Below are 22,547 nucleotides of genomic sequence, written 5' to 3'. Positions count from 1 at the left end.
GACAGGCGGAGACGGGAGACGGCCGGGCAAAGGCCCAGGGAGAGCCCCAAGGCCCGGCAGGCGGCATCGGGCCGCCAGAGCGGCCCGTATCCATCGCCTGGAAGGCGGCCGGCAGCGGGGCCGGCGCCCTGGAGAAACGGTGCCGGGTCAGACCCGGGCGAGGTAGAACTCCACCGCGCGGCGGCGGCTGCCGACGCCGAACTTGGAGTAGATGTTGCGCAGGTGATGCTTGACGGTGTTGATCGATACCTTGAGGGAGTCGGCGATCTCCTTGTCCATCATCTTGCGCGACAGGCAGTCCAGCACCTCGCGCTCTCGCGGGGTCAGCGGCTCGGTCAGCGGCATGGCCGGGCTGCCCATGCGTCCCGCGTCGGCACGCAGGGTCCAGGAAGAAAGATTCGTATCCATGATCAACGCCCCTTGAAGTTCGGCTTGCGCTTCTGCACGAAAGCCATCGCACCTTCCATGAAATCCTGGGACTGGCCGCAGTCACGCTGCAGGTCGCTCTCCAGGTCCAGTTGCTTGTCCAGTTCGTTTTCGGCGGCGGCGTGGATCGCGCGCTTGATGCGCTCGATCGCCACGGCCGGGCCTTCGGCCAGGCGCCGCGCCATGCCCATCACGGCGGGCATCAGTTGCTCGTCGTCCACCACGCTCCAGATCAGGCCCCATTCCTTGGCCTGCTCGGCTGAGAGCTTCTCGCCCATCAGGGCCAGGCCCATGGCGCGCTGCGGGCCGATGGCGCGCGGCAGGATCCAGGTGCCGCCGGCGTCGGGAATCAGGCCGACGTTGACGAAGGCCTGCAGGAACGACGCGGAGCGCGCCGCCACGGTGAGGTCGGCCATCAGCGCCAGGTTGGCGCCGGCTCCGGCGGCCACGCCGTTGACCGCCGAGATGATCGGCTTGGGCAGCTCGCGCATCTTCAGGATCAGCGGGTTGTAGTAGCGGTCCAGCACGAAGCCGAGATCCAGACGGCCCTGCAGGTCCAGCGGCGGCTTGTCGCTGGTGGCGGCGAGATCCGCGCCGGTGGAGAAGCCGCGGCCCTCGCCGGTCAGCACGATGGCACGCACGGCGCTGTCGGCCGCGGCCGCGTCGAAGGCCTGGCCCAGCTCTTCCATCAGCTCCAGCGTCATGGCGTTGAGCGCCTTGGGCCGGTTGAAGCTGATGACGGCGACGCCCTGCTCGATGCGGTACAGGATGTTCTTCAGATCCATCGGGTGTTGATTCCGTTCAGAGGTTTTCGCGACGCGGGCGGTTGTGCAGCATGAATCCCAGCACCCAGGCGGCCAACACGCCGAAGGGCGGGCGCAGGAACACGCTGGCCTTGGTCAGCTTGCTCATGAACAGCACGGGCTTGAGATGCGAGAAGCGGTCGAAGCCGGCCTGGCCGTGATAGGCGCCGATGCCGCTGGCGCCGACCCCGCCGAACGGCAGGTTGTGCTGGATGGCGTGGTAGCCGCAGCCGTTGATGCTGACGCCGCCGGAGATGGTGCGCTTGAGCACGCGCTCCACGTCGGCGCTGCGGTTGCTGAAGAAGTACAGCGCCAGCGGACGCTCGCCCGCGTTGACGTGCGCCAGCGCAGAATCCAGCGTCTTGTAGCCCAGCACCGGCAGCACCGGCCCGAAGATTTCCTCGCGGCACAGCGTGGTATCGGTGGGGCAGTCCGACACCAGCGTCGGCGGGAACACGCGGTTGTCGGGGCCGAAGCTCTCGTTGGCCGGGTTGAAGGTTTCCACCTTCGCTCCCCTGCCCCGCGCTTCCTCGACCCAGTCCGACAGGCGCGTCCAGTCGCTCTTGATCAGCACGCGGCCGTAGTCCTGGTTGTCCACCAGCTTCGGGTAGAACGCCTTGATAGCGTTGCGCGCGTGCTGCAGGAACTCCGGTACCGAGGCCTCCGGCACCATGGCGTAGTCGCCGGTGACGCAGGTCTGGCCGGCGTTGAGGAACTTGGTCTGGACGATGGTCTCGGCCGCCGTCTTGAGGTCATAGCCCTCGCCGACGATGGCCGGGCACTTGCCGCCCAGTTCCAGCGTAACCGGCACCAGGTTCTCGGCGGCGTCGCGCATGATCAGCTTGCCCACCCGCGTGGAGCCGGTGAACACCAGGTGGTCGAAGGGCAGCTTGGAGAACTGCTTGGCCACGCTGCTGTCGCCGGTGACCACCGCCACCACTTCTTCCTTGTAAAGGCTGGAGATGATCTGCCGCATCAGCTCGGTGCTGCGCGGCGTCAGGCTGGAGGGCTTCATCATCACGTGGTTGCCGGCCGCGATGGCGCCCACCACCGGTGACAGGGTCGTCATCACCGGGTAGTTGTAGGCACCGATCACGCCGATCACGCCCAGCGGTTGCGGCATCAGGCAGGCACGGCTCGGCAGGAACTGCCAGTTGGCCGAGACGCGGCGGCGGCGCATCCACGACTTGAGCTTCGCTTGCGCGTAGCGCAGGTCGTCGATCACCACGAACAGTTCCAGCAGCGACTCCTGGCGCGCACGGCCGCCGAAGTCGGCGGCCATGGCGTCGGCCAGGGCCAGGCGCTGGTCCATCAGCGCCTGTTCCAGCTTGCGCAGCATCTCGCGGCGCTCGGCCAGCGAGGAGGGTTCGCCCCGCGCGTTGAATGCCGCACGCTGGCGGGCCAGCAGGCCCGCCAGGGGATTGTCGCTACCCGCGAGGGGCACCACGTGGGTGAACGATTCGGCAACGGCAGACATGGGACGGCTCCTCCTGCTGGAACGAGACGGGCTTTCAGCCCGCCTTCTTGTAGAACAGTTCGCCGGACGTGCCGCGCGCCTTCAGCCACTCGGAGGGCTCGAAGCGCGGACCCCAGGTGGCGGCCAGGCGCGAGCACTCGTCGGCGAAGGCCTTGGGGCCCTGCGTGTCGATGTAGGACAGCGTGCCGCCGGTCCAGGCCGGGTAGCCGATGCCGAGGATGGAGCCGATGTCGGCGTCGATCGGCGAGGCGATCACGCCTTCCTCGAAGCAGCGCGCCGTCTCCAGCGCCATGATCGTCAGGAAGCGCGACTTCACCTCGGCCAGCGTCGGCTGCTCGGCCTTCACCGGGAAGACCTCCTTGAGGCCCTTCCACAGCTTCTTGCCGCCGCCTTCCGGGTAGTCGTAGAAGCCGGCACCGAAGCGGCGGCCCGGACGCTTGAGCTCGTCCACCATCTTGTCCACCACCGGGCGGCCGAGCTTGCCGCGGTACTTCTCCGGCAGGTTGTCCACTTCCTGCTGCTTGTAGATGCTCTGCTGCAGGAACATGGTGACTTCGTCGGACACCGCCAGCGGGCCCACCGGGAAGCCGGCGAGCTTGGCGCCGTTCTCGATCAGCGTGGGCTCGATGCCGTCGAGCAGCATCTTCTGGCCTTCCGAGCAGAAGGTGCCGAACACGCGGCTGGTGTAGAAGCCCGGGAAGTCGCGCACGACGATGGGGGTCTTCTTGATCTGCGCGACGTAGTCCAGGGCCTTGGCCAGGGTCTCGTCAGAGGTCTGCTCGCCGAGGATGATCTCGACCAGCGGCATCTTCTCGACCGGCGAGAAGAAGTGGATGCCGATGAACTGCGCCGGGCGCTTGGAGGCCTTGGCCAGGCCGGTGATCGGCAGCGTGGAAGTGTTGGAGCCGAAGGTGGCGGTCTCCGGGATCACGGCCTCGGTCTTGGCGGTGACGTCGGCCTTGATCTCGCGCTTCTCGAACACGGCTTCGACGATCAGGTCGCAGCCTTCCAGGTCGGCGTAGTCGGCGGTGGCCTTGATGCGGCCCAGGATGGCGTCGACCTTGTCCTGCGTGGTCTTGCCCTTGGCCAGGTCCTTGGCCTGCATGGCCTTGATGCCGTCCAGGCCCTTCTGCGCCTGCTCGAGGGTGGAGTCCAGCAGCACCACCTGGATGCCGGCCTTGGCGCTGACGTGCGCCACGCCAGCGCCCATCATGCCGGCGCCGAGCACGCCCAGCTTCTGCACCTTGGACTTGGCCACGCCCTTGGGGCGGTTGATCAGCTTGTCGGCGGCGCCCTTGTTGATGAACATGGTGCGGATCAGGTTGCGCGCCACGGCGCCGGACAGCAGCTTGCCGAAGTACTTGCTCTCGATGCGCAGGCCGGTATCCATCGGCACCTGGGTGCCTTCGAACACGCAGGACAGGATGGCGTTGGGCGCCGGGTAGTTGCCGTTGGTATTGGCCGAGGTCAGCGCGTTGCCGGCGACGAAGGTCTGGTTGGCGTGCGCGGCCATGGGGCCGGCGCCGCCGGGGACGCGGAAGTTCTTCTTGTCCCAGGGCTGCTCGGCGGACGGCGTGGCCAGCATCCACTCGGTGGCCTTGGCCACCAGCTGGTCAGCCGGGCCGATAGCGTGGACGATGCCGAGCTTGAGCGCTTCGGCCGGCTTGACCTGCTTGCCCTGCAGCAGCAGCGGCAGCGAGTTGGGGATGCCGATCAGGCGCGGCAGGCGCTGGGTGCCGCCGGCGCCCGGCAGCAGGCCGACATTGACTTCCGGCAGGCCGACGACGGCCTTGGGGTCATCGCTCAGCACGCGGAAGTGGCAGGCCAGGCACAGCTCCAGGCCGCCGCCCAGGGCCAGGCCGTTGATCGCGGCGGCGAAGGGCTTGCCGCTGGTCTCGATGCGGCGGAACAGGGCGGACAGCTCGAACGAGGCCTTGGAGCCCTCGACGGCGTCGATGCCCTTGTCGAAGGCAGTGACCAGGTCCTTGAGGTCGGCGCCGGCGACGAAGGCGCCCGGCTTGCCGGAGGTGAGGATGGCGCCCTTGATGGCGGCGTCGGTGGCGATGCGCTCGACGGCCTGGGCCAACTCGGCGGTCAGCTCCGGCGTGATGACATTCATCGGGCGCTCGGGCACGTCGATGGTCAGGATGGCGAAGCCGTTGCGGTCGAGATCGAATTTCAGTGCGGTAGTCATGTTTGAATCCAGGTATTCGTTGCGAAGTCCTGCGCGATTCCGTTCACCCTTCGACAGGCTCAGGGCGAACGGAACCCCACGGTTCCCGTTCGTGCTGAGCTTGTCGAAGCATGGGGGGGAACCCGCGCCGGCCCCTCAGATGCGCTCGATGACGGCGGCGTTGCCCATGCCGGCGCCGACGCAGAGCGTGCACAGCGCGGTGGACTTGCCGGTGCGCTCGAGTTCGTCGAGCACGGTGCCGACGATGATGGCGCCGGTGGCGCCCAGCGGGTGGCCCATGGCGATGGCGCCGCCGTTGACGTTGACCACGTCGTGCGAGATGCCCATGTCGCGCATGAAGCGCATGGCCACGGAGGCGAAGGCCTCGTTGATCTCCCACAGGTCGATGTCGCCGACCTTCATGCCGGCGAGCTTCAGCGCCTTGTGCGACACAGCCGCGGGCCCGGTCAGCATGATGCAGGGCTCGGAGCCGATGGCGGCGAAGCTGCGGATGCGTGCGCGGGGTTTAAGGCCCGCCTTCTGGCCGAATTCCTTGGTGCCGATCAGGATGCCGCAGGAACCATCGACAATGCCGCTGGAGTTGCCGCCGGTATGCACGTGGTTGATCGACTCTACCTGCGGATAGCGCTGGATCGCCACGGCGTCAAAGCCGGCCTGCTGGCCCAGCATCTCGAACGAGGCCTTGAGCTTGCCCAGGTCCGCCACGGTGGTGCCGGCGCGGATGTGCTCGTCACGGTCCAGCACGATCTGGCCGATGACGTCGCGCACCGGCAGGATCGAGCGGGCGAAGCGGCCTTCCGCCCAGGCCTGCGCGGCGCGGCGCTGGCTCTCCACGGCGAAGCTGTCCACGTCCTCGCGCGAGTAGCCGTCGAGCGTGGCGATCAGGTCGGCGCTGATACCCTGCGGCACGAAGTTCACGGTTGGGGCGAAGGACGGGTCGGTGGGCCAGGAGCCGCCGTCGGAACCCATCGCCACGCGCGACATGGACTCCACGCCGCCGCCGATGACGGCCGGCGCCATGCCGGACATGACGCGCGCGGCGGCCAGGCTCACGGCCTCCAGGCCCGAGCCGCAGAAGCGGTTGACCTGCACGCCCGACACGGTCTCGGCGTAGCCGGCGTTGAGCGCCATGGAGCGCGGCAGCACCGCGCCCTGCTCGCTGACCGGGGAGACGATGCCCATGATCACGTCGTCCACCAGCGCGGTGTCGAGCTGATTGCGGTCACGCAGCGCCTTGAGCACCTGGGTGCCGAGCTGCAGCGGGGTAATCTCGTGCAGCGCACCGTCGGTGCGGCCCTTGCCGCGGGGGGTGCGGACGTGGTCGTAGATGAAGGCTTCGGTCATGGTTTTCTCTGGTTAAGTAAAAAACTTGGGTTTCTCCCCTCGCCCGTTTGCGGGAGAGGGGTTGGGGGAGAGGTTTCTGTAGAGCTCGAAGGAGTTACAGAAACCCTCTCCCGCCCCTTTCGGGGCACCCTCTCCCGCACGCGGGAGAGGGAACGGATGTTGTTACCTCGGCGCCATGCGGATGGCGCCGTCCAGGCGGATGCACTCGCCGTTGAGCATGGGGTTCTCCACGATCTGCACGGCGAGCTGCGCGAATTCGGTGGGGCGACCCAGGCGCGGCGGGAAAGGCACGGACTTGTTGAGCGAATCCAGCGCCTCGGGCGACAGGCCGGCGAGGATCGGCGTCTCGAAGATGCCGGGAGCGATGGTCATCACGCGGATGCCGATGCGCGCGAACTCGCGCGCCAGCGGCAGCGTCATGCCAACCACGCCGGCCTTGGAGGCCGAGTAGGCGGGCTGACCGATCTGGCCGTCGAAGGCCGCGACCGAGGCGGTGTTGATGATCACGCCGCGCTCGCCGCCCGCGTTGGGCGCCTGCAGGCTCATGGCGTGCGCCGCGAGGCGGATCACGTTGAAGCTGCCGACGAGGTTGACGTTGATGATGCGGTTGAATCGCTCCAGCGCCAGCGGGCCTTCCTTGCCCAGGGCCTTCTCGGCGGCGCCGATGCCGGCGCAGTTCACCGCGCCATGCAGGCCGCCGAGCTCGGCCAGCGCCAGCGCCACGGCCTGCTGCACGTCGGCCTCGCTGGCCACGTCCACGCGTGCATAGCGCGCGGCGGCGCCCAGTTCCTGCGCCAGCTCGTTGCCGAGCTTGTCGTTGAGGTCGGCGATCACCACCTTGCCGCCGCGGGCGACGAGCGCGCGTGCGGTGGCGGCGCCCAGCCCGGAGGCGCCACCGGTGATCAGGAAGACGCGGTCTTGGATGTCCATCGAAAAGCTCCCCGGCAAAGAAAAGCCGGCGCCTGTTCCGGCGCCGGGCTGTGTTTTCATGGCCGGGAATGCTGCCGCCCGTCACCACCCGCGGGGAATGAGGCCAGGGGACAAACAGTTAATGATTTCGGCCAGATGACAGGCCGGAAGCGACGCCCCGAAGGCTCCTCCGCGAGGGGGAAACCGGAAAAATGACGTTTTCGGCCAACTCACTGATAATTGCGGCCAAGACTTGCCCTGGCCGTTCCCGGAGCCCGATCCATGCCTGTTGCCGAAGTACGCCGTCCGGTCATCAGTGCCCAGCTGCTCACACGGCTCGGGGCCGAGCGCGGCCTGCCGGTGGACGCCTGCCTGCGCAACACCGGCATCGACGCCGCCGACCTGTCGAACCCCGCTACCGAGATCAGCGCGGCGCAGGAGCTGCAGCTGATCCGCAACCTGCTGTCGGGCCTCGGACCGGCCGCGAGCCAGGGTCTGGGCCTGGATGCCGGCCTGCGCTATCACCTCTCGGCCTACGGCATCTGGGGATTCGCGCTGATCAGCAGCCCCAACTTCCGCAGCGCCGCGGAGATCGCAGTGCGTTATCTCGATCTCTCATACGCCTTTGCGCGCTACCGCCTGGAGAACGTCGGTAAGGACCTGCTGATCGTGCTCGACGACAGCGACGTGCCCGAGGACCTGCGGCAGTTCCTGGTGGAGCGTGACTTCGCCGCCTGGGCCAATGCCGCCTGGGAGATGCGCCCCGGCGGTTTCCCCGGCCGCAGCGCGCAGTTCCGCTTTCCGCGGCCCGACTACGCCTGGCGCTTCGACAAGCTCTGCGGCGTGCGCCCCAGCTTCGAGGCACCGCTCAACGCGATCCTGATCGCCGCCAAGGACCTTGACGCGCCGCTGCCGCAGGCTAACCCGATGATGGCGCGCATGTGCGAGGAGCAGTGCCGCCAGTTGCTGGCCAAGCGCAGCGTGCGCTCCGGCCTCGCTGGCCAGATCCGCGACCGCCTGCTGCGCAACCCCGGCGAGATGCCGTCGCTGGAGACCGTGGCGGAGGAACTGCACATGGCTTCGCGCAGCCTGCGCCGCCGGCTCGACGAGGAAGGCACCACCTTCCGCGCGCTGGTGGACGAGGTGCGCCAGGCGCTGGCGGAAGAACTGCTGCTGTCCGCGCACATGAAGCTGGCCGAGATCGCCAGCCGCCTGGGCTACACCGAGCCCGCGGCCTTCATCAGTGCCTTCAAGCGCTGGAAAGGCATGTCGCCCTCGGCGTACCGCAAGCTGAAACGGCCGGTGAGCGGCGACAGCGACGCATAGTGCAGGAGCCGGCTTGCTGCAAGCACCCGTCTAGATACCCCACTTCTCCATCAGCGCCACCATTTCACGGCGCAGCCACAGCGGCTGGTGCCGCATGCCCTCGATGGCCAGGCGGTTCAACAGGCCGTTCACGCGCAGCGCCTTTGCCCGCCATGCAAGCCTGGTAAGACTCGCGCGCCACCTGCTCCGGCTTGAGGTTGGGCACCAGCGGCAGCGTCATCGGCTTGCGCCCTTCCTGCACGATCATGGCGTTCTCGGTGAAGCCTTGGGCTTAGAGGCTCCTCTTTCTTTTGGCACTGATCAGTCAAGAATCTGTAGGAGGGGGGCAAAAGTAGGCGCCTCAAGGCGAAGCGAAGCGCGTCCCGCCTTTGGAGGTATTCGCAAGGCGGGATGGGCTTCGCTTTACCGGCCTACGATTACAAGCTCTCCCTCATTTCAAGATTAGGAGATGGCAAACATACGCTAGGACCGCAGGATCATCTCCGCCGCCTTCTCCGCAATCATCGTCGTCGGCGCATTGGTATTGGCGCCGATCAGCGTCGGCATGACGGAGGCATCCACTACGCGCAGTGCCTGGACGCCACGCACGCGCAACTGCGGATCCACCACCGCCAGTTCATCCACGCCCATCTTGCAGGTGCCCACCGGGTGATAGGTGGTCTCGGCCGCCTTGCGCACCCAGGCGGCGATATCGGCGTCGGACTGCACGCCCGGGCCGGGGCTCAGCTCCTCGCCGCGATGCGGGTCCAGCGCGCGCTGCTTCAGCACTTCACGTGTGAGCTTCACGCCAGCCACCAGCTTGTCCACGTCACGCGACTCGGCGAGGTAGTTGGGGTCGATGCGCGGCGCGGCCAGCGGATCGGCGCTGTTCAGGCCGACACGGCCGCGCGACAACGGGCGCAGGTCGTAGAGGTAGGCGATGTAGCCGTAGCGCTGGAACATCGGCGCCAGGTTGAAGCCGTGGGTCACGTTGGGGAAGGGACCGAAGTGCCACTGCAGGTCCGGGATCGGCTCGGAGGGAGCGGACTTGAGGAAGCCGCCGGCTTCCGGACCATTGCTGGTCAGCATGCCGCGCTTGCCGAACAGGTACTGGAACAGTGCCTTGATCGAGGCGAGCAGCGAGGTCGGGTGGTAGGAGATGCCGGCGCTGCTCTTCGCCTTGGTCTCCACGATCACTTCCAGGTGATCCTGCAGGTTCTCGCCCACGCCGGGCAGGTCCTGCTTCACTGCGATGCCGTGCTTCTGCAGCTCGGCCTTGGGGCCGATGCCGGAGAGCATCAGCAGCTGCGGCGACTGGAAGGCACCGGCCGACAGGATCACCTCGCGCTGGGCGCGCAGCTCTTCGTCACGGCCGCTGCGGCGCAGCTTCACGCCCACGGCGCGGCCGTTCTCGATCAACACCTGGGTGGCCTGGGCACCGGTAAGGATGTGCAGGTTGCGGCGGGCGCGGACCTCCGGCGTCAGGTAGGCGCGCGCATTGCTGCAGCGCTGGCCGTCCTTCTGGAAAACCTTGAATTGCCCCGCACCGGCCTGCTCGGCGCCGTTGAAGTCCTCGTTGTGGGCATGGCCAGCCTGCAGGGCGGCCTCCACCATCGCCGCGCTCACCGGGTTGGTGTAGCGCCGCGCCGTCACGTTCAGCGGGCCACCCCGGCCGTGGAAGGGGCGGTCGCGCTCGGCCAGGGGCGCTTCGTAGTTCTCGGACTTGCGGAAGTACGGCAGCACCTCGTCGTAGGACCAGCCCTTGCAGCCCAGCTCGGCCCAGTGGTCGTAGTCCCAGCGGTGGCCGCGGGTGCAGACGGTGGCGTTGATGCTGCTGCAACCACCCAGCACCTTGCCGCGCGGCTGGTAGGTGCGGCGCCCGCCCAGCTCCGGCTGCGGCTCGCTCCAGAATTTCCAGTTGGCGAACCAGCCGCGCACCAGCGGCACCACACCCAGCGGCATGTGGATCAGCGGGTTGCGGTCGTTCGGGCCGGCTTCCAGCAGGCAGACCTGGTAGCGGCCGTCGGCGGAAAGGCGGTTGGCCAGCACGCAGCCGGCGGAACCACCGCCAATGACGATGTAGTCGAAGCTCTGGGGCACTGGGAACACTCCTCGGGGCGCAGTCTTGAAGCTACGCTGGGTAATTCGTCCATCATGGGCTGCCGTTCGTCCCCTGTGGATGACTCCAAGGGACAAGGCATTGATAATTGTGGCCACGCCCCTCCCCCAGGCCCACATGGTCCCCGAGGACACGAACCGCAGCGCCATCAGTGCCAACCTGCTGACCCAGCTCGCGGTCTCACGCGGGATGGAGGCGGCCGATTGCCTGCAGGGCACCGGGATCGACGCCGAGGCACTGGCCGACCCCCAGAGCGAGATCAGCGCCGGGCAGGAACTGCGGCTGGTGCGCAATATCGTGCGCCAGCTCCAGCATCTTCCCGACCTGGGGCTGGACGCCGGCCTGCGCTATCACCTGGCGGTCTACGGCATCTGGGGTTTCGCGCTGGTCAGCAGCCCCAACTTCCGCAGCGCGGCGGATATCGCCACCCGCTACCTGGACCTGTCCTATGCCTTCGTGCGCTTCCGCATGGAGCCTCGCGGGCGCGACATCGCCGTGGTGCTGGACGACAGCGGCATTCCGGAAGACCTGCGGCAGTTCCTGCTGGACCGCGACTTCGCGGCGCTGACCAACGCGGTGCGCGAGATCCGGCCCGGGGGCATCCCGCCCACGCGCGTGCAGCTGCGCGGGCCGCGCCCGGCGCATGCCGCGCGCTATGCCGAGCTCTGCGGGCTGGAGCCGCAGTTCGATTCGCCGGAGAATTCGGTGCTGTATTCCGCCGCCGTGCTCGACGCACCGCTGCCGCAGGGCGACAGCCAGCTCGCGCGGCTATGCCTGGAGCAGTGCCGCCAGTTGCTGGCACAGCGCCAGTCGCGCGCCGGCATCGCCGGCAAGGTGCGCGACCTGCTGCTGCGCTCGCCCGGCGAGATGCCGGACATCCAGCGCATCGCCGATAGCCTCCACCTGTCGCCGCGCAGCATGCGGCGGCGGCTGGAGGAAGAAGGCACCTCGTTCCGCGCGCTGCTCGACGAGGTGCGCCAGACGCTGGCGGAGGAAATGCTCAGCACCGGCCGCATCAAGCTCAGCGAGATCGCGCTGCGCCTGGGCTACTCGGAGCCGGCCAGCTTCATCCACGCCTTCAAGCGCTGGAAGGGCATGTCGCCCTCGGCCTTCCGCGAGCAGCAGACCGGCGAAGCCGCCGGCGATCAGTAATCGCGCTCGCGCGGCCTGAACTGCGCAGGCTGCTTGGCCAGGCCGGCCTTCACCGCGATGCGCTGGTTCTTGCTGCGGAACATCAGCAACTGCAGCTTGCGCTCCAGCTTCAGCGCCTGGTTCTCGCTGCACAGCCAGTTGGCGTTGAGCAGCTGCTTGCCGGCCGCCACCGCGTCCGGCGACTTGGCGGCGATCTCCTGCGCCAGGGCCAGGGCGTCTGCCTTGGGGTCTGCCGACAGGCGCGTGACCAGACCCAGATCCTTGGCCTCTGTGCCGGAGACCACGCGCCCGGTCAGCGTCAGGTCCTTGGCCACGTCGATCGGCATCAGCTCGCGCAGCAGCACGGTGCCGGACATGTCCGGGATCAGGCCCCACTTCACTTCCATCACCGACAGCTTGGACTCCGGCGTGGCGATGCGGATGTCCGCACCCAGCGCGATCTGCAGGCCGCCGCCGAAGCAATTGCCGTGGATGGCGCCGATCACCGGCACCTGCAGCTCACGCCAGCACAGGCTGACGTCCTGGAAGATGTTGCGCTTCTTGACCCCGAAGGTAGCGAAGTGCTTGAAGAACTTGGGCAGGCTGGAGAAGGCGCTGGCTACGTCCAGGCCCGAGCAGAACGAAGGCCCGTTGCCCTGCAGCACCACCGCCTTCACCGAGCGGTCCGCCTTGATGGTCTTGGCCGTGTCCACCAGCGCCTGGATCAGCGGGATGTCCAGGGCATTGTGCTTCTCGGGGCGGTTGAGGCCGACGGTGGCGATGCCGTCGGCGATCTCGAGGGTGACACGGTCGGTCATGGGAGCGGGTCCGGAAAAGGAGTTGATGCCGGGCATGCTGCCGCCAAAGCCAGGAAATTGGAATCGCCCGTCTGACAACTCCGCCAGGCGCTCGGCCCGGCCTGCAGGGACTACTTGCGATCCCGCGGATGGTTGATCCCATCCAGTACCCGTACGGGTTCCAGCGCAAAGGGGTTTTCCATGCCCTCCAGGCAGCCGATGTTGAAGCTGAACTCCTCAGGGTTCGAACGGCGCTGGTGATGGGTGTAAATGCCGCAGATGGAGCAGAAGTAGTGCTTCGCGGTTCGGGTGTTGAACTGGTACAGCCGCAGATGCTCCTCTCCCCGAACTATCTTCAAGCCGGATAGCGAGACGGATGCGACGATGGCGCCACGCCGACGGCACATGGAACACGTGCAGTGCCGGGGATCAACCAGCCCGTTGGGCAGGGTCAGTTCCAGTTGCACTGCGCCGCAATGACAGGATGCCTTGTGGATTGGATTGATCAGCATCTGGCCGTCCTCATATGCGTGACATACCTGCTTTGATGTTTCCGTGTCGCCGGCTATCGCAGGGTGAAATTCTGCCCGTGCTCGAGGGTCTCGACCCGCCCTACGGTTGCTTCATGTCGCGATGAAGGCAGTGCCTCAGCTCCCGCGCCGATAGTGCATGGCGACCGCCCCGCAGCGCAGCGGCTTCGCCGATACCAGATCGAGCCTTCGCGTGCTCGCGAGCCCGCTCTCGTACAGGGTCGGGCCGTGGCCGGCGATCCTGGGGTGGACGAGAAACTGGTACTCGTCGATCAGGCCCAGCCGGTCCAGTTCGACTGCGAGCTTGCCGCTGCCCAGAAGCACGTCGCCCGGGGTCGCATCCTTGAGCTTCTGCACAACCGCGCGCAGGTCGCCGGCGATGTGGTGGCTGTTGGTCCACGGGAAGTCCTTTCGCGTGGAGGACACCACGTACTTCGGCTTGGCCTCCAGCTTGACCGCCCACTCATGTATGGCCGGTGGCGCCTCCACGTCGCCGCGGGCGACCGCGGGCCAGTGGCTCTCCATCATCTCGTAGGTGACGCGCCCCCACAGCATCGCCCCCGCCCCATCCATCAGGCGGGTAAAGAAGGCATGCGTCTCATCGTCGGCGATGCCTTCCTGATGGTCGACGCAACCATCCAGGGTGACGTTAAGGCTGAAGGTCAAGATTCCCATGGCACGCTCCCGCTGAGTCACCCAACGTTCGGATTCAACAGCGCCGCGAAGCGGCGTAGGCTTGAATGACTTGTTTGCTAGCACCCGCTTATACGACAGAGTAGACCATCAGGATCGCGCCGATAACGATGGTTGCCATTGACGCAGAAAACATCCATTCGGCGACTGTTACCAATTTTGTGGTCTGGGCAGCGTTTAACCGCTTTTGCGCCATGTAGCCAAGCACGACGACGAAAAGGAAGCCAAGCGATGAAAATAAGAATAGATCGTCAGCGACAACCTCGACATGATCGATCGATGTCTTCGAGACAAGAATTGCCACAAGTGCAAGCCCAATGCTGGCTAAGGTTCCACTTATCGACACAAGAGTATCGATCGATTTCTCGGTGTGAGCCATTGTGCTTCCTCTGTTGTTAGCTAACGCCTATCTTAAGTTGCGGGCCTGCCCAAGGCGGGACTGTCAGCTTGAAGCGCTGATTGGAACCCTCGCTACGAAACACTCACAACGGGCAGATTGGTGTAGCCAGCAGCCACCGAAGCGTAGTAGCGATGACAGCCATTGCGGACCCGATACTGATACGAATTAGGCTGATTCAGGGAAACGACCTCTACAGGTGGTAATGCGCACTCAGGGGATTGGAATGCAAGAAGCACCGGCACTAGTTTGATTTTTTTAGCAGAGCAATGCCAGCATTTCGTGTGGGGGGCTGTACGAGCGAAAGCGGAACGACCTGAACGAGCCCTGCATGACAGAGTGAGTACGGGTAGTAGGCGTCCCCGTCTGGATGGAATGACGCCATCTCCGTAAATGACCACTACTCGTCTGGAATCTCAAAATCCATGTCTCTTCTGGGAGTGCTGAACTTCATCGCGCTCTAACGCCAATTAGATTTAACTTTTATATCTAAGCCTGATATCCAATTCAGTGCAGTAGGGCGGGTCATTGACCCGCCGATCGCATACGGCAGGCCAGGCACGTCCTACGTTCGCCAGGCGGCGTATGGGAGGAATACTGCGAGGATGACGAAACGATGGCAAGGCTCACTGCGGGGAGCACGGCGAGTACTCCCCCTCACCCCAGCCCTCTCCCTGCAGGCGGGGAGAGGGAGCTAAGAATTACAGCGTGCCGCTATCCATGCCCAATCGAATGGCGTAGCGCATCAGGGCGTTGGTGCCGTAGAGCCCCAGCGACTGCATCATGCGCGCGCGGTGGGTTTCCACGGTCTTGATGCTGACGCCCATCAGGGAGGCGATCTCCTTGGTGGAGCGGCCGCGGGCGATGAGCTGCAGGACCTGCTTCTGGCGCGGGGTGAGGGCAACGTGGTCCTCGGCGCGCTGGGAGGCGCTGCGGCGCTCGAAGGCCAGGTGGGCGATGCCGGGGCTGAGGTACACCTGGCCCTTCTGCACGGCCTGCAGCGCCAACTGCAGTTCCTTGGGCTCGGCGTTCTTGCCCAGGAAGCCGGCGGCACCCAGCTTGAGGGCGGTGCGCACGGAGTGGCTGTCGAGCTGGGCGGAGATCATCAGTACGGCGATCTCGGGGTAGTGGCGGCGCAGCTGCGACAGCAGCTCCAGGCCGCTCATGCGGCCCAGGGCGAGCTCGCTGACGATCATGTCGGGGCGCAGGCGGGCGGCCAGCTCCAGCAGTTGCTGGCCATCGTCGGCCTCGCCGACGATTTCGGCGCCCGCGTGCAATTCCAGCAGGCGGGCCAGCCCTGCGCGGACCAGCGTCTGCGGTTCTGCGAGTATCAGCCGCATCCCGGGTCTCCTCCAGTGAATCTTGGCCAGATACTACCCCCGTCAGGGGGCGCCCTACGCGTTCCGGGCGGCAGGCGGTCGGGAGACGGCGACTGAGCGGCGGTGGTGGAGGAAGACGTGCTTCTCCAGGGCGGCCTCCAGGGGCTCTCCCAGGGGCTCGAAGCGGGCCTCGCCCTGGGCCCCGACGTTGACGGCGTGGGCCGGCCAGGTGAAGGCCTCGGGCATGCAGGGGTGCAACATCACCGACAGTAGGCCGTAGCCCTCCAGGGCGCTGCCGCCCTCCCAGCCGAGGCCGGCGGAGGTCAGGCGCACCGGGCGCGGTGGGGCGGAGGGGTCCATGCGGCGCAGGAACTGGCCGAACAGCACCAGCAGCATGTCCAGCTTCTGGTGGATGCGGTCCAGCTCCTGTTCCACGCGCTCGTCGCTCTCGCCGCGGGAGGAGTGGCGCTCCTCCAGGGCGGCGACCACGGCCAGCACGCGCAGGTTGTTCTCCTGCAGTTGCTGGAGCTGCTCGGGCGGCGGCGGGGTAGCCAGCGGCACCCAGCCCAGTGGCAGGGTGTCGCGGTAGCCCAGTTGCTGATCCAGGGAGGTTGGGTTGCTCATAAGCGGAACTCTGGCGGTATCACCAGACCCTGCAGTCCCTGTGCCAGACGGGCCAACCACGCCGCTCAGCGCACCGGGCGTGGGCCCGGGCGGCCGATGTCGTCCCAGGCGGCCTTGATGGTGCGCAGCAGGCCGGCCACTTCGTCGATGCCGGCGGCGTCGTTGTCGAGGTTGGCGCGCAGCAGGCGGCGGCCCATGTAGTCGTAGAGGGCGTCGAGATTGCGGGCGATCTCGCCGCCGGCCTGGTGATCCAGGCACAGGCGCAGGTGCTCGATGATGCCGCTGGCGGAGGCGATCAGCGGCGCCTTGCGCGCCAGGTCGCCGCCCAGGATGCAGCCGCGCGCGGTGTTGAGCCGCTCCAGCGCGCCCGACAGCAGCATGGCTATCAACTGCTGCGGCGGAATGTCGGCGCTGGCGGCGTCGATCACCGCGGTGTTCTGGTATTGCCGGAGAGCGCCGGATTGCAGGGCGGGCATGGGAGAAACTCCTGTTGTCGTCCAGACCCTTATCGGCCGCAATGGCTTAGACTTGAGCGGCTGGAACACGGGGGAACTCCCCTGCCGACGGCTGGTCCAAGCCGCCGACCACCGACACGGGGACGACCCCGTCGATTCGTCGGAACACCCCGGGGACGACCCCGCTTTGCGGAGCGTCATCATGTCCTGGCTACTGCTGGTGCTGGCCGGCCTGTTCGAGATCGGATGGGCCGTTGGCCTGAAGTACACCGAGGGTTTCACCCGTCCCCTTCCCACCGTGCTCACCGTGGGCGCCATGGCGATCAGCCTGGGCCTGCTGGGCCTGGCCATGCGCACGCTGCCGGTGGGCACGGCCTACGCGGTCTGGGTGGGGATCGGTGCCGCCGGCACGGTGATCCTGGGAATCGTGCTGCTGAACGAGCCGGCCAATGCGGCGCGGCTGGTCAGCGTGGCGCTGATCCTGGCCGGGGTGATCGGGTTGAAGCTGGCGCATTGAACTCCCGTAGGAGCGGCCGTTGGCCGCGAACACCGAGGTCGCAATGAGTTTTGATCGCGGCCGACAGCCGCTTCTACGAGAAGACGGCCTTTCATGTGGGAGCGACGCGAGTGTCTCCCACATGAAAATTGCTAGTTATTATTCGCGATCGCCGCGAGCTGCTGCGTGAGGTAGTTGCTGGTGGTGCTCATGCGCGTCATCAGCGTGTCCAGCGCGGTGAACTGCGCGGTGTAGCGCGCTTCCACCTGCGTCATGCGTCGGTCCAGGGCGTCCTTCTGCTTCTCGATGTCCTTGAGCCGCGCCTGCAGGGTGTCGGTCTGCGCGTCGAGGCCGGCGTTGTCGGCGAGCATGGCGTCGATGCTCTTGCTCATTCTGGTGGCGTAGCCGTCGTCGCCGCCGAACATGCGGGCGATGCTGCCGGAGTCCTTGGCGATGGCCTCGTTGAGCTTGGCGCTGTCCACGCTCAGCAGGCCGTCGGATCCGGTCTTGATGCCGAGCTGGGTGAGGTAGCTGTAGGCGCCGCCCGGGGCCGAGCCGCTCATGATGGAGCGCAGCTCGGCGGCGGTCTGGCGCACGGTGCTGTCGCCGGTCAGCGTCGAGGCGGTCTTGGTGGCGGCGTCGTACTTGGTCAGGTTGTTGATGGTGGTCAACACCTGGTTGTACTTGGTGACGAAGTCCTGAACGGCCTTGGCGGAGGCGCTGTTGTCAGTGCTCAGCGCCAGGGTGCCGGTGGTGCCGGGCTCGGCCTTGACCAGGTTCAGCGTGACGCCGTCCAGCGCGCCGGTGACGGTGTTGCTGGCGCTGTAGACGTCGAAGCCTTCCACCTTCACATGGGCGTCGGCCGCGGCCTGGGTCTGGTTGAGCGAGATCAGCGAGGAGCTGACGCTCACCGCCTGGCTGGCACCGGTCTGGTTGCCGGTGAGCAGCAGGCGCACGCCACCGGACTCGGTCACCAGGGATGCGGTGACGCCGGGGTTGTCGGTGGCCTTGTTGATCGCGTCGCGCAGCGCGCCGAGGCTGTTGTCGGTGCTGCCCAGGGTAACCTTGAAGCTCTTGTCGCCCACCGTGATATCGACGTCGCCGGCACCGAGGATGGTATCGGCGCTGGCCACGGGACCGGAGATCAGCTTGCTGGACTGCGCCAGCGACACCACCTCCACCGCAAAGCTGCCGCGCGCGGCGCCGGGGGCGGTGGTGGCGGTGAACAGGTCCTCTCGGGAGGACTTGACCGCCGGTGTCGCCACCGCGCCGCCGCCGACCAGGGTCTTGGCGGTGGTCTGCAGGTTGGACAGGGCGGACTTCATTACACCCAGCGCCGACAGGCGGGTCTGGGCCTTGGACTGTGCCGCGGCGATGCGGGCGTCCGGCTTGGCACGATCCACGGCGACGAGCTGCGCCACCAGGCTGACGACGTCGAGCCCGGAGCTGAAGCTGGAAGCATTGATGGAACTGGTGGCCATATGGATTCCCTATGCAGTTTTCAGACCAGGGCGTCCAACAGACCGCCGTCGCCTTCGTCGGCCATGGCGCGGGCGATGCGCAAGGCCTCTTCGCTGGGCATCTGTCGCAACACGGTGCCGTCGCGGGGGTCCACCACAGAGACGATCACCTGGTTCAGATCGCGGTCCACGCGGAATTCCAGGCCGGTGCGGCTGGACTCCAGGTAGCGCTCGATCTGGCTGATCACTTCCCGCAGGTCTTCCGCGGTGGGGGCCTGCAGCGCTTCCGCCGTGTCGGGAGAGGGCGCCGGTGCCTTGGCGGCGGGCGCCGCGGCAGGCAACACGAACACGGAAACGGCAGCGCGGTGGCCCTCGCCTCCCCGGGAGGCCGCCACTGCCGCTACCGCCAATATGTCTGTACTCATGTGCTACTCCTTCAGCGACTCCGGAGTGGGAGTCCCTTGGGGGCGGGCCTTGCGGCCCGCCCCGTCGGGTTTCCGTCGCTTAGCCGCGCAGCAGGCTGAGGACGTTGTTCGGCGCCGAGTTGGCCTGGGCCAGCATCGCGGTACCGGCCTGCTGCAGGATCTGCGAGCGGGTCAGGTTGGCCGTTTCCGCCGCGAAGTCCGTGTCCTGGATGCGGCTGCGGGCAGCCGACAGGTTCTCGGAGGTCGTGGCGAGGTTGGCGACCACCGACTCGAAGCGGTTCTGCACCGCACCGATGGTGGCGCGAGCCGAGTTGACCTGGGCCAGCGCGCTGTCCATCTGCTGGATGGCGAGCGAGGCGCCGGCGTAGCTGGCGATGCTCAGCGAGCTCAGGCCCGTGGTGGTGCTGGCGGTGCCGCTGCCGTCGCCGCCGGCGACGTTGAAGCCGGTGGCCGTACCGTCATCGGTGCCGGTGACCGCGATGGTGGCCGCCGAGGTCAGGTTGATGCGGCCGGTGGCCGAGTCGTAGGCCGCGTTCACGCCGGTGGTGCTGGCGGCGTTATTGATCGCGTCCACCACCTGGCCCACACGCTGCGAGGAAGTGCCGGCGGCACCGATGCCGGCGCCGACGTCGGTGCCGTTGATCACCAGCGCACCGGCGCCGACGGCGCCCAGGGAGGTGATGCCCGAAACCGCGCTGGACTGGCCCGAGGCGGCGGTCACCGAACCCAGGGCGGCAACGTTGGCGTCGACCAGGCCGGACACGCTGATGGTCTCACCGGCGTTGGCGCCGACCTGGAACACCGCAGAGCTGAAGCTGCCGTCGAGCAGCTTGACACCGTTGAACGAGGTCTGGTTGGCGACGCGGTCGATTTCGCTCAGCAGCTGCGAGGCTTCGGTCTGCAGGGCGGCGCGGTCGGTCGAGGAGTTGGTGGCGTTGGCGGACTGCACGGCCAGCTCGCGGATGCGCTGCAGGTTGTTGGTGACCTGGCCCAGCGCGCCTTCGGCGGTCTGCGCCAGCGAGATGCCGTCGTTGGCATTGCGCTGCGCCTGGTTCAGGCCCTTGATCTGGCTGGTGAAGCGCTCGCTGATGGCGAGGCCGGCGGCGTCGTCCTTGGCGCTGTTGATGCGCAGGCCCGAGGACAGGCGCTGGATCGAGGTGGAAAGGGAAGACTGTGACGAGTTCAGATTGCGCTGGGCATTCAGAGACATCACGTTGGTGTTGATACCTTGCATGGCTTTCTCCTGGGTTGGATGTTGCCGGTGACGTTGTTCCGGCCCTTCGCAGCTCTTTGCCGCTACTGAGGCGCTTAACGGCGTCGTCTGACAAACCTTTAGGAGTTTTTCTGAAGATGGATCAACGGTAGGAATCGCCGGAAGAGCGGCGCCGGGCAGAAAATCACCAGGAAAAGGGGGCGGCGGGCTCTGCTACCAGTGGTGCGCCAGCGTCAACGACCAGCGGCGCGGCGGGTCCAGCTCGGCCCAGTGGTTGCCGCTGAACAGCGACACGTCGCTGGCCGCGTTGCGCACGCGCTCGTCGCTGAGGTTGCGCCCTTCCAGTGACAGGGCCCAGCCCTGCGTGGAGGCCAGCGCGAGTTGGGCATTGAAGGTGGTCACCGCCGGCTGTGCGTCGGCCGCATCGTTGTCCAGCGAGAGGAAGCTGCGCCCGCGGTGCAGCAGGTCGGCCGCGGCGCGCCAGCTCCAGCCGGCACCGAGCACGGCGTAGTACTCCAGGCCAAGCGCGCCGGAGAACGGCGGCGCGCGCGACAGGCGCTGGCCGCTCAGGTCCTGCGAGTCGCCCTGCTGGTCCGCGCGCGCGGGCGCGTTGGGGAAGGACTCGTAGCGCGCGTCCAGCCAGCCGAGGCTGCCCTGCGCGCTCCAGCCGCGCCCCAGCAGCCAGCGCGTCTCCAGCTCGGCGCCGCGCAGATGCGCGGACGCGGCGTTCTGCACGTAGAAGGACGTGCCGTCGAAGGCGTTCACCTGCAGGTTCTTCACCTGGCTCTCGAACAGGTTGAGGTTGAGCGCGAGGCGCCTCGACAGCCACAGTGTCTTGACGCCGCCCTCCAGTGTCGCGGCACGCTCGGCGTCGAACTCCAGCTTGTCCGCGCTGGAGGCCAGGTCGTTGTAGCCGCCGCTCTTGAAGCCCCGCGCCGCCAGCAGATACAGCGTGGTGTCCGCGCCGGGCCGGTACTGCAGCACCACGCGCGGGGACCAGTCGTCTTCCTCGCGCTTCACATCGGCGATGAAGGGCTCTTCGCCGAGGGCCTGGCGGAACAGCAGGCCGCTGTTCTCGAAGGACTGCTGCATGCGCAGTGACTTGCGCTCGCGCGTCCAGCGCAGGCCTGCGCTGAGGTCCCAGCGTGACGCGAAATGCCAGACCGCTTGCCCGAACAGCGCGTAGCTGGCCATCTGCTGCCGGAAGTCCTTGCGGCTCTGGTCCGACAGCGGGTCCAGTGCGGCGGGCAGGCGCAGCAGTTCGAGGATCGGCTGCAGCAGCGACGGCGTAGGCCCGGACAGCAAGGAGGCCGCGCCACCCGGAAAGGCCGTGATGCGGCTGTCCACGTCCAGGTCCGCCTGCAGCGTGTAGGCACCGAGCAGCCAGTCGACCGCGTCATGACGCCCTTCCAGTCGCAGCTCCTGGCTGAACTGCTGGTAGTCCTCGTCGAAGGCCAGGGTCAGCAGCGGCACCGGCGAATAGTCGGCGTCGTAGAAGTAACCCAGGCGCGAGCCGGAGACATTGCTCAGCGAGGTGAAGCGCAATTCCTCCCCACCCCACTCCAGGTTCAGCGTCGCGCTCGCCGCGCGGCGATCCGCTTCACTGCCCTCGGTATCCGTGGAGCTGTGGTAATCCAGCCGGGCATCCGTCTGCGGGTCGTACTGGCGGTACAGCGCCAGGCTCGCGGGCGTTACCGCCGAAAGCTCGCTGCCGAAGCGCTCCAGGCTCGTACGATTGGCCTCCAGGCTCAGCCAGCCGGACCAGTCCCCTTCCGGCCGCCATTGCAGGCGCGCGCGCAGGCCACGGCTGCGGCGGCCCAGCGTCTCCTCGTCCAGCGCGCTGTTGTCGCCATACGCGCCCAGGCTTTCCTGCAGGCCCGACAAGCGCAGCGCCCAGTCCCGCGCCAGCGGCAGGTCCACCGCGGCGCGTAGCGTCAAGGGATCCAGGTCGCCGTGGACGGCCGCCAGCGAACCGCCCCTTTGCTCGCCTGGCTCCGTGGTGCGCAGGCTCAGCGCGCCACCGGTACTGTTCTTGCCCAGCAGCGTGCCCTGCGGGCCCCGGATCACCTCGACCTGCGCCAGGTCCCAGAACGGCATCAGCGCCGCCGTGCCGCGGCCCAGGAAGACACCGTCGACGAACAAGGGCACGGAAGGATCGAAGCCGAGATTGGCGCCGGTGCCGATGCCGCGGATGAAGAGCTGGTTCTTGCTGAACTGCGTGTTGGCGGCGTAGCGGGAGAGATCGTCCACCGTGCTCAGACGCGCGGCCTGCATCTTCTCGCCGTCCAGCACGGTGATGGAGAGCGGCACCTCGCGCTCATCCTGCGGGCGCTTCTGCGCGCTCACCTGCACGGGGGCGAGTTCCACCGCCGCATCCGCCCAGGCCCATGCCGGGGCCAGCGATAGCAGCACGGCGCAAAGCCCGAGGCT

21 protein-coding genes are annotated in these 22,547 nt (G+C 67.2%); 3 read left to right on the top strand and 18 right to left on the bottom strand.

Translation table 11 applies throughout. The features are described 5' to 3' along the window. Positions 1–147 precede the first annotated feature (147 nt). The 6 genes from QT386_RS17135 to QT386_RS17110 all read right to left on the bottom strand — a co-directional run bounded on the left by QT386_RS17135 (position 148) and on the right by QT386_RS17110 (position 7,174). On the bottom strand, positions 148–408 hold the full coding sequence (locus QT386_RS17135) for a helix-turn-helix transcriptional regulator (protein ID WP_289274962.1): 261 nt from the start codon (positions 406–408) through the stop codon (positions 148–150). Positions 409–410: 2 nt separating this feature from the next. Next, a complete protein-coding gene (locus QT386_RS17130) occupies positions 411–1,211 on the bottom strand; it encodes an enoyl-CoA hydratase-related protein (RefSeq protein WP_289274961.1) in 801 nt (266 codons plus the stop codon). Between the two features lie 16 nt (positions 1,212–1,227). After that, positions 1,228–2,706, bottom strand: coding sequence for a coniferyl aldehyde dehydrogenase (locus QT386_RS17125; RefSeq protein ID WP_289274960.1), 1,479 nt, complete (start codon positions 2,704–2,706; stop codon positions 1,228–1,230). A gap of 34 nt (positions 2,707–2,740) precedes the next feature. Next, positions 2,741–4,900: a 3-hydroxyacyl-CoA dehydrogenase NAD-binding domain-containing protein gene (locus tag QT386_RS17120; protein WP_289274959.1), complete on the bottom strand. Its 2,160-nt coding sequence runs from the start codon at positions 4,898–4,900 to the stop codon at positions 2,741–2,743. A gap of 135 nt (positions 4,901–5,035) precedes the next feature. Then, a complete protein-coding gene (locus QT386_RS17115; RefSeq protein ID WP_289274958.1) occupies positions 5,036–6,244 on the bottom strand; it encodes an acetyl-CoA C-acetyltransferase in 1,209 nt (402 codons plus the stop codon). A gap of 162 nt (positions 6,245–6,406) precedes the next feature. Continuing rightward, a complete protein-coding gene (locus QT386_RS17110; protein ID WP_289274957.1) occupies positions 6,407–7,174 on the bottom strand; it encodes a 3-hydroxyacyl-CoA dehydrogenase in 768 nt (255 codons plus the stop codon). A gap of 261 nt (positions 7,175–7,435) precedes the next feature. On the opposite strand from QT386_RS17110, the gene QT386_RS17105 reads away from it, so the two are divergent. After that, entirely contained in the window at positions 7,436–8,479 is a 1,044-nt protein-coding gene (locus tag QT386_RS17105; protein ID WP_289274956.1) for an AraC family transcriptional regulator, read from the top strand. A 462-nt stretch (positions 8,480–8,941) separates the two neighbouring features. Here the strand turns inward: QT386_RS17105 and QT386_RS17100 are convergent, their stop codons facing one another. Continuing rightward, the gene (locus tag QT386_RS17100; protein ID WP_289274955.1) at positions 8,942–10,558 is read right to left on the bottom strand and encodes a choline dehydrogenase; all 1,617 of its coding nucleotides are present in this window, start codon (positions 10,556–10,558) and stop codon (positions 8,942–8,944) included. 109 nt (positions 10,559–10,667) lie between these two features. Here QT386_RS17100 and QT386_RS17095 point away from each other — a divergent pair, with 109 nt between their 5' ends. Then, on the top strand, positions 10,668–11,729 hold the full coding sequence (locus QT386_RS17095; RefSeq protein ID WP_289274954.1) for an AraC family transcriptional regulator: 1,062 nt from the start codon (positions 10,668–10,670) through the stop codon (positions 11,727–11,729). On the opposite strand, the gene QT386_RS17090 is transcribed toward QT386_RS17095, so the two are convergent. The 7 genes from QT386_RS17090 to fliS all read right to left on the bottom strand — a co-directional run bounded on the left by QT386_RS17090 (position 11,723) and on the right by fliS (position 16,544). After that, on the bottom strand, positions 11,723–12,526 hold the full coding sequence (locus QT386_RS17090) for a crotonase/enoyl-CoA hydratase family protein (protein WP_289274953.1): 804 nt from the start codon (positions 12,524–12,526) through the stop codon (positions 11,723–11,725). The two genes, QT386_RS17095 and QT386_RS17090, sit on opposite strands and share 7 nt — an antisense overlap. A gap of 110 nt (positions 12,527–12,636) precedes the next feature. Further along, positions 12,637–13,017, bottom strand: coding sequence for a GFA family protein (locus QT386_RS17085; RefSeq protein WP_289274952.1), 381 nt, complete (start codon positions 13,015–13,017; stop codon positions 12,637–12,639). A gap of 135 nt (positions 13,018–13,152) precedes the next feature. Next, positions 13,153–13,710: a dihydrofolate reductase family protein gene (locus QT386_RS17080; protein WP_289274951.1), complete on the bottom strand. Its 558-nt coding sequence runs from the start codon at positions 13,708–13,710 to the stop codon at positions 13,153–13,155. 88 nt (positions 13,711–13,798) lie between these two features. After that, positions 13,799–14,107 carry a hypothetical protein gene (locus QT386_RS17075; RefSeq protein ID WP_289274950.1) on the bottom strand — a complete coding sequence of 103 codons (309 nt, stop codon included), beginning with the start codon at positions 14,105–14,107 and terminating at the stop codon, positions 13,799–13,801. Between the two features lie 719 nt (positions 14,108–14,826). Then, positions 14,827–15,465 (bottom strand): response regulator transcription factor, encoded by a 639-nt coding sequence (locus tag QT386_RS17070; RefSeq protein WP_289274949.1) that lies wholly within the window; start codon positions 15,463–15,465, stop codon positions 14,827–14,829. Positions 15,466–15,519: 54 nt separating this feature from the next. Beyond that, entirely contained in the window at positions 15,520–16,068 is a 549-nt protein-coding gene (locus tag QT386_RS17065; protein ID WP_289274948.1) for a PilZ domain-containing protein, read from the bottom strand. Positions 16,069–16,133: 65 nt separating this feature from the next. Beyond that, on the bottom strand, positions 16,134–16,544 hold the full coding sequence (fliS, locus tag QT386_RS17060; RefSeq protein WP_289274947.1) for a flagellar export chaperone FliS: 411 nt from the start codon (positions 16,542–16,544) through the stop codon (positions 16,134–16,136). A 181-nt stretch (positions 16,545–16,725) separates the two neighbouring features. On the opposite strand from fliS, the gene sugE reads away from it, so the two are divergent. Continuing rightward, a complete protein-coding gene (gene sugE / locus QT386_RS17055; protein WP_289274946.1) occupies positions 16,726–17,040 on the top strand; it encodes a quaternary ammonium compound efflux SMR transporter SugE in 315 nt (104 codons plus the stop codon). Between the two features lie 131 nt (positions 17,041–17,171). On the opposite strand, the gene fliD is transcribed toward sugE, so the two are convergent. The 4 genes from fliD to QT386_RS17035 form a co-directional block, all read right to left on the bottom strand. Beyond that, a complete protein-coding gene (fliD, locus tag QT386_RS17050) occupies positions 17,172–18,500 on the bottom strand; it encodes a flagellar filament capping protein FliD (protein WP_289274945.1) in 1,329 nt (442 codons plus the stop codon). Positions 18,501–18,520: 20 nt separating this feature from the next. Then, positions 18,521–18,904: a flagellar protein FlaG gene (locus tag QT386_RS17045; RefSeq protein ID WP_289274944.1), complete on the bottom strand. Its 384-nt coding sequence runs from the start codon at positions 18,902–18,904 to the stop codon at positions 18,521–18,523. Between the two features lie 79 nt (positions 18,905–18,983). Then, complete coding sequence (locus QT386_RS17040) at positions 18,984–20,138, bottom strand: flagellin (protein ID WP_289274943.1); 1,155 nt, start codon at positions 20,136–20,138, stop codon at positions 18,984–18,986. Between the two features lie 192 nt (positions 20,139–20,330). Further along, entirely contained in the window at positions 20,331–22,529 is a 2,199-nt protein-coding gene (locus QT386_RS17035) for a TonB-dependent receptor (protein ID WP_289274942.1), read from the bottom strand. Positions 22,530–22,547: the final 18 nt, after the last annotated feature.

The sequence above is a fragment of the Solimonas sp. SE-A11 genome (genome assembly GCF_030345715.1).
Classification (GTDB): domain Bacteria; phylum Pseudomonadota; class Gammaproteobacteria; order Nevskiales; family Nevskiaceae; genus Solimonas_A.
Note: the sequence above shows the minus strand (reverse complement) of the source record. Positions and strands in the feature narration are given on the sequence as shown.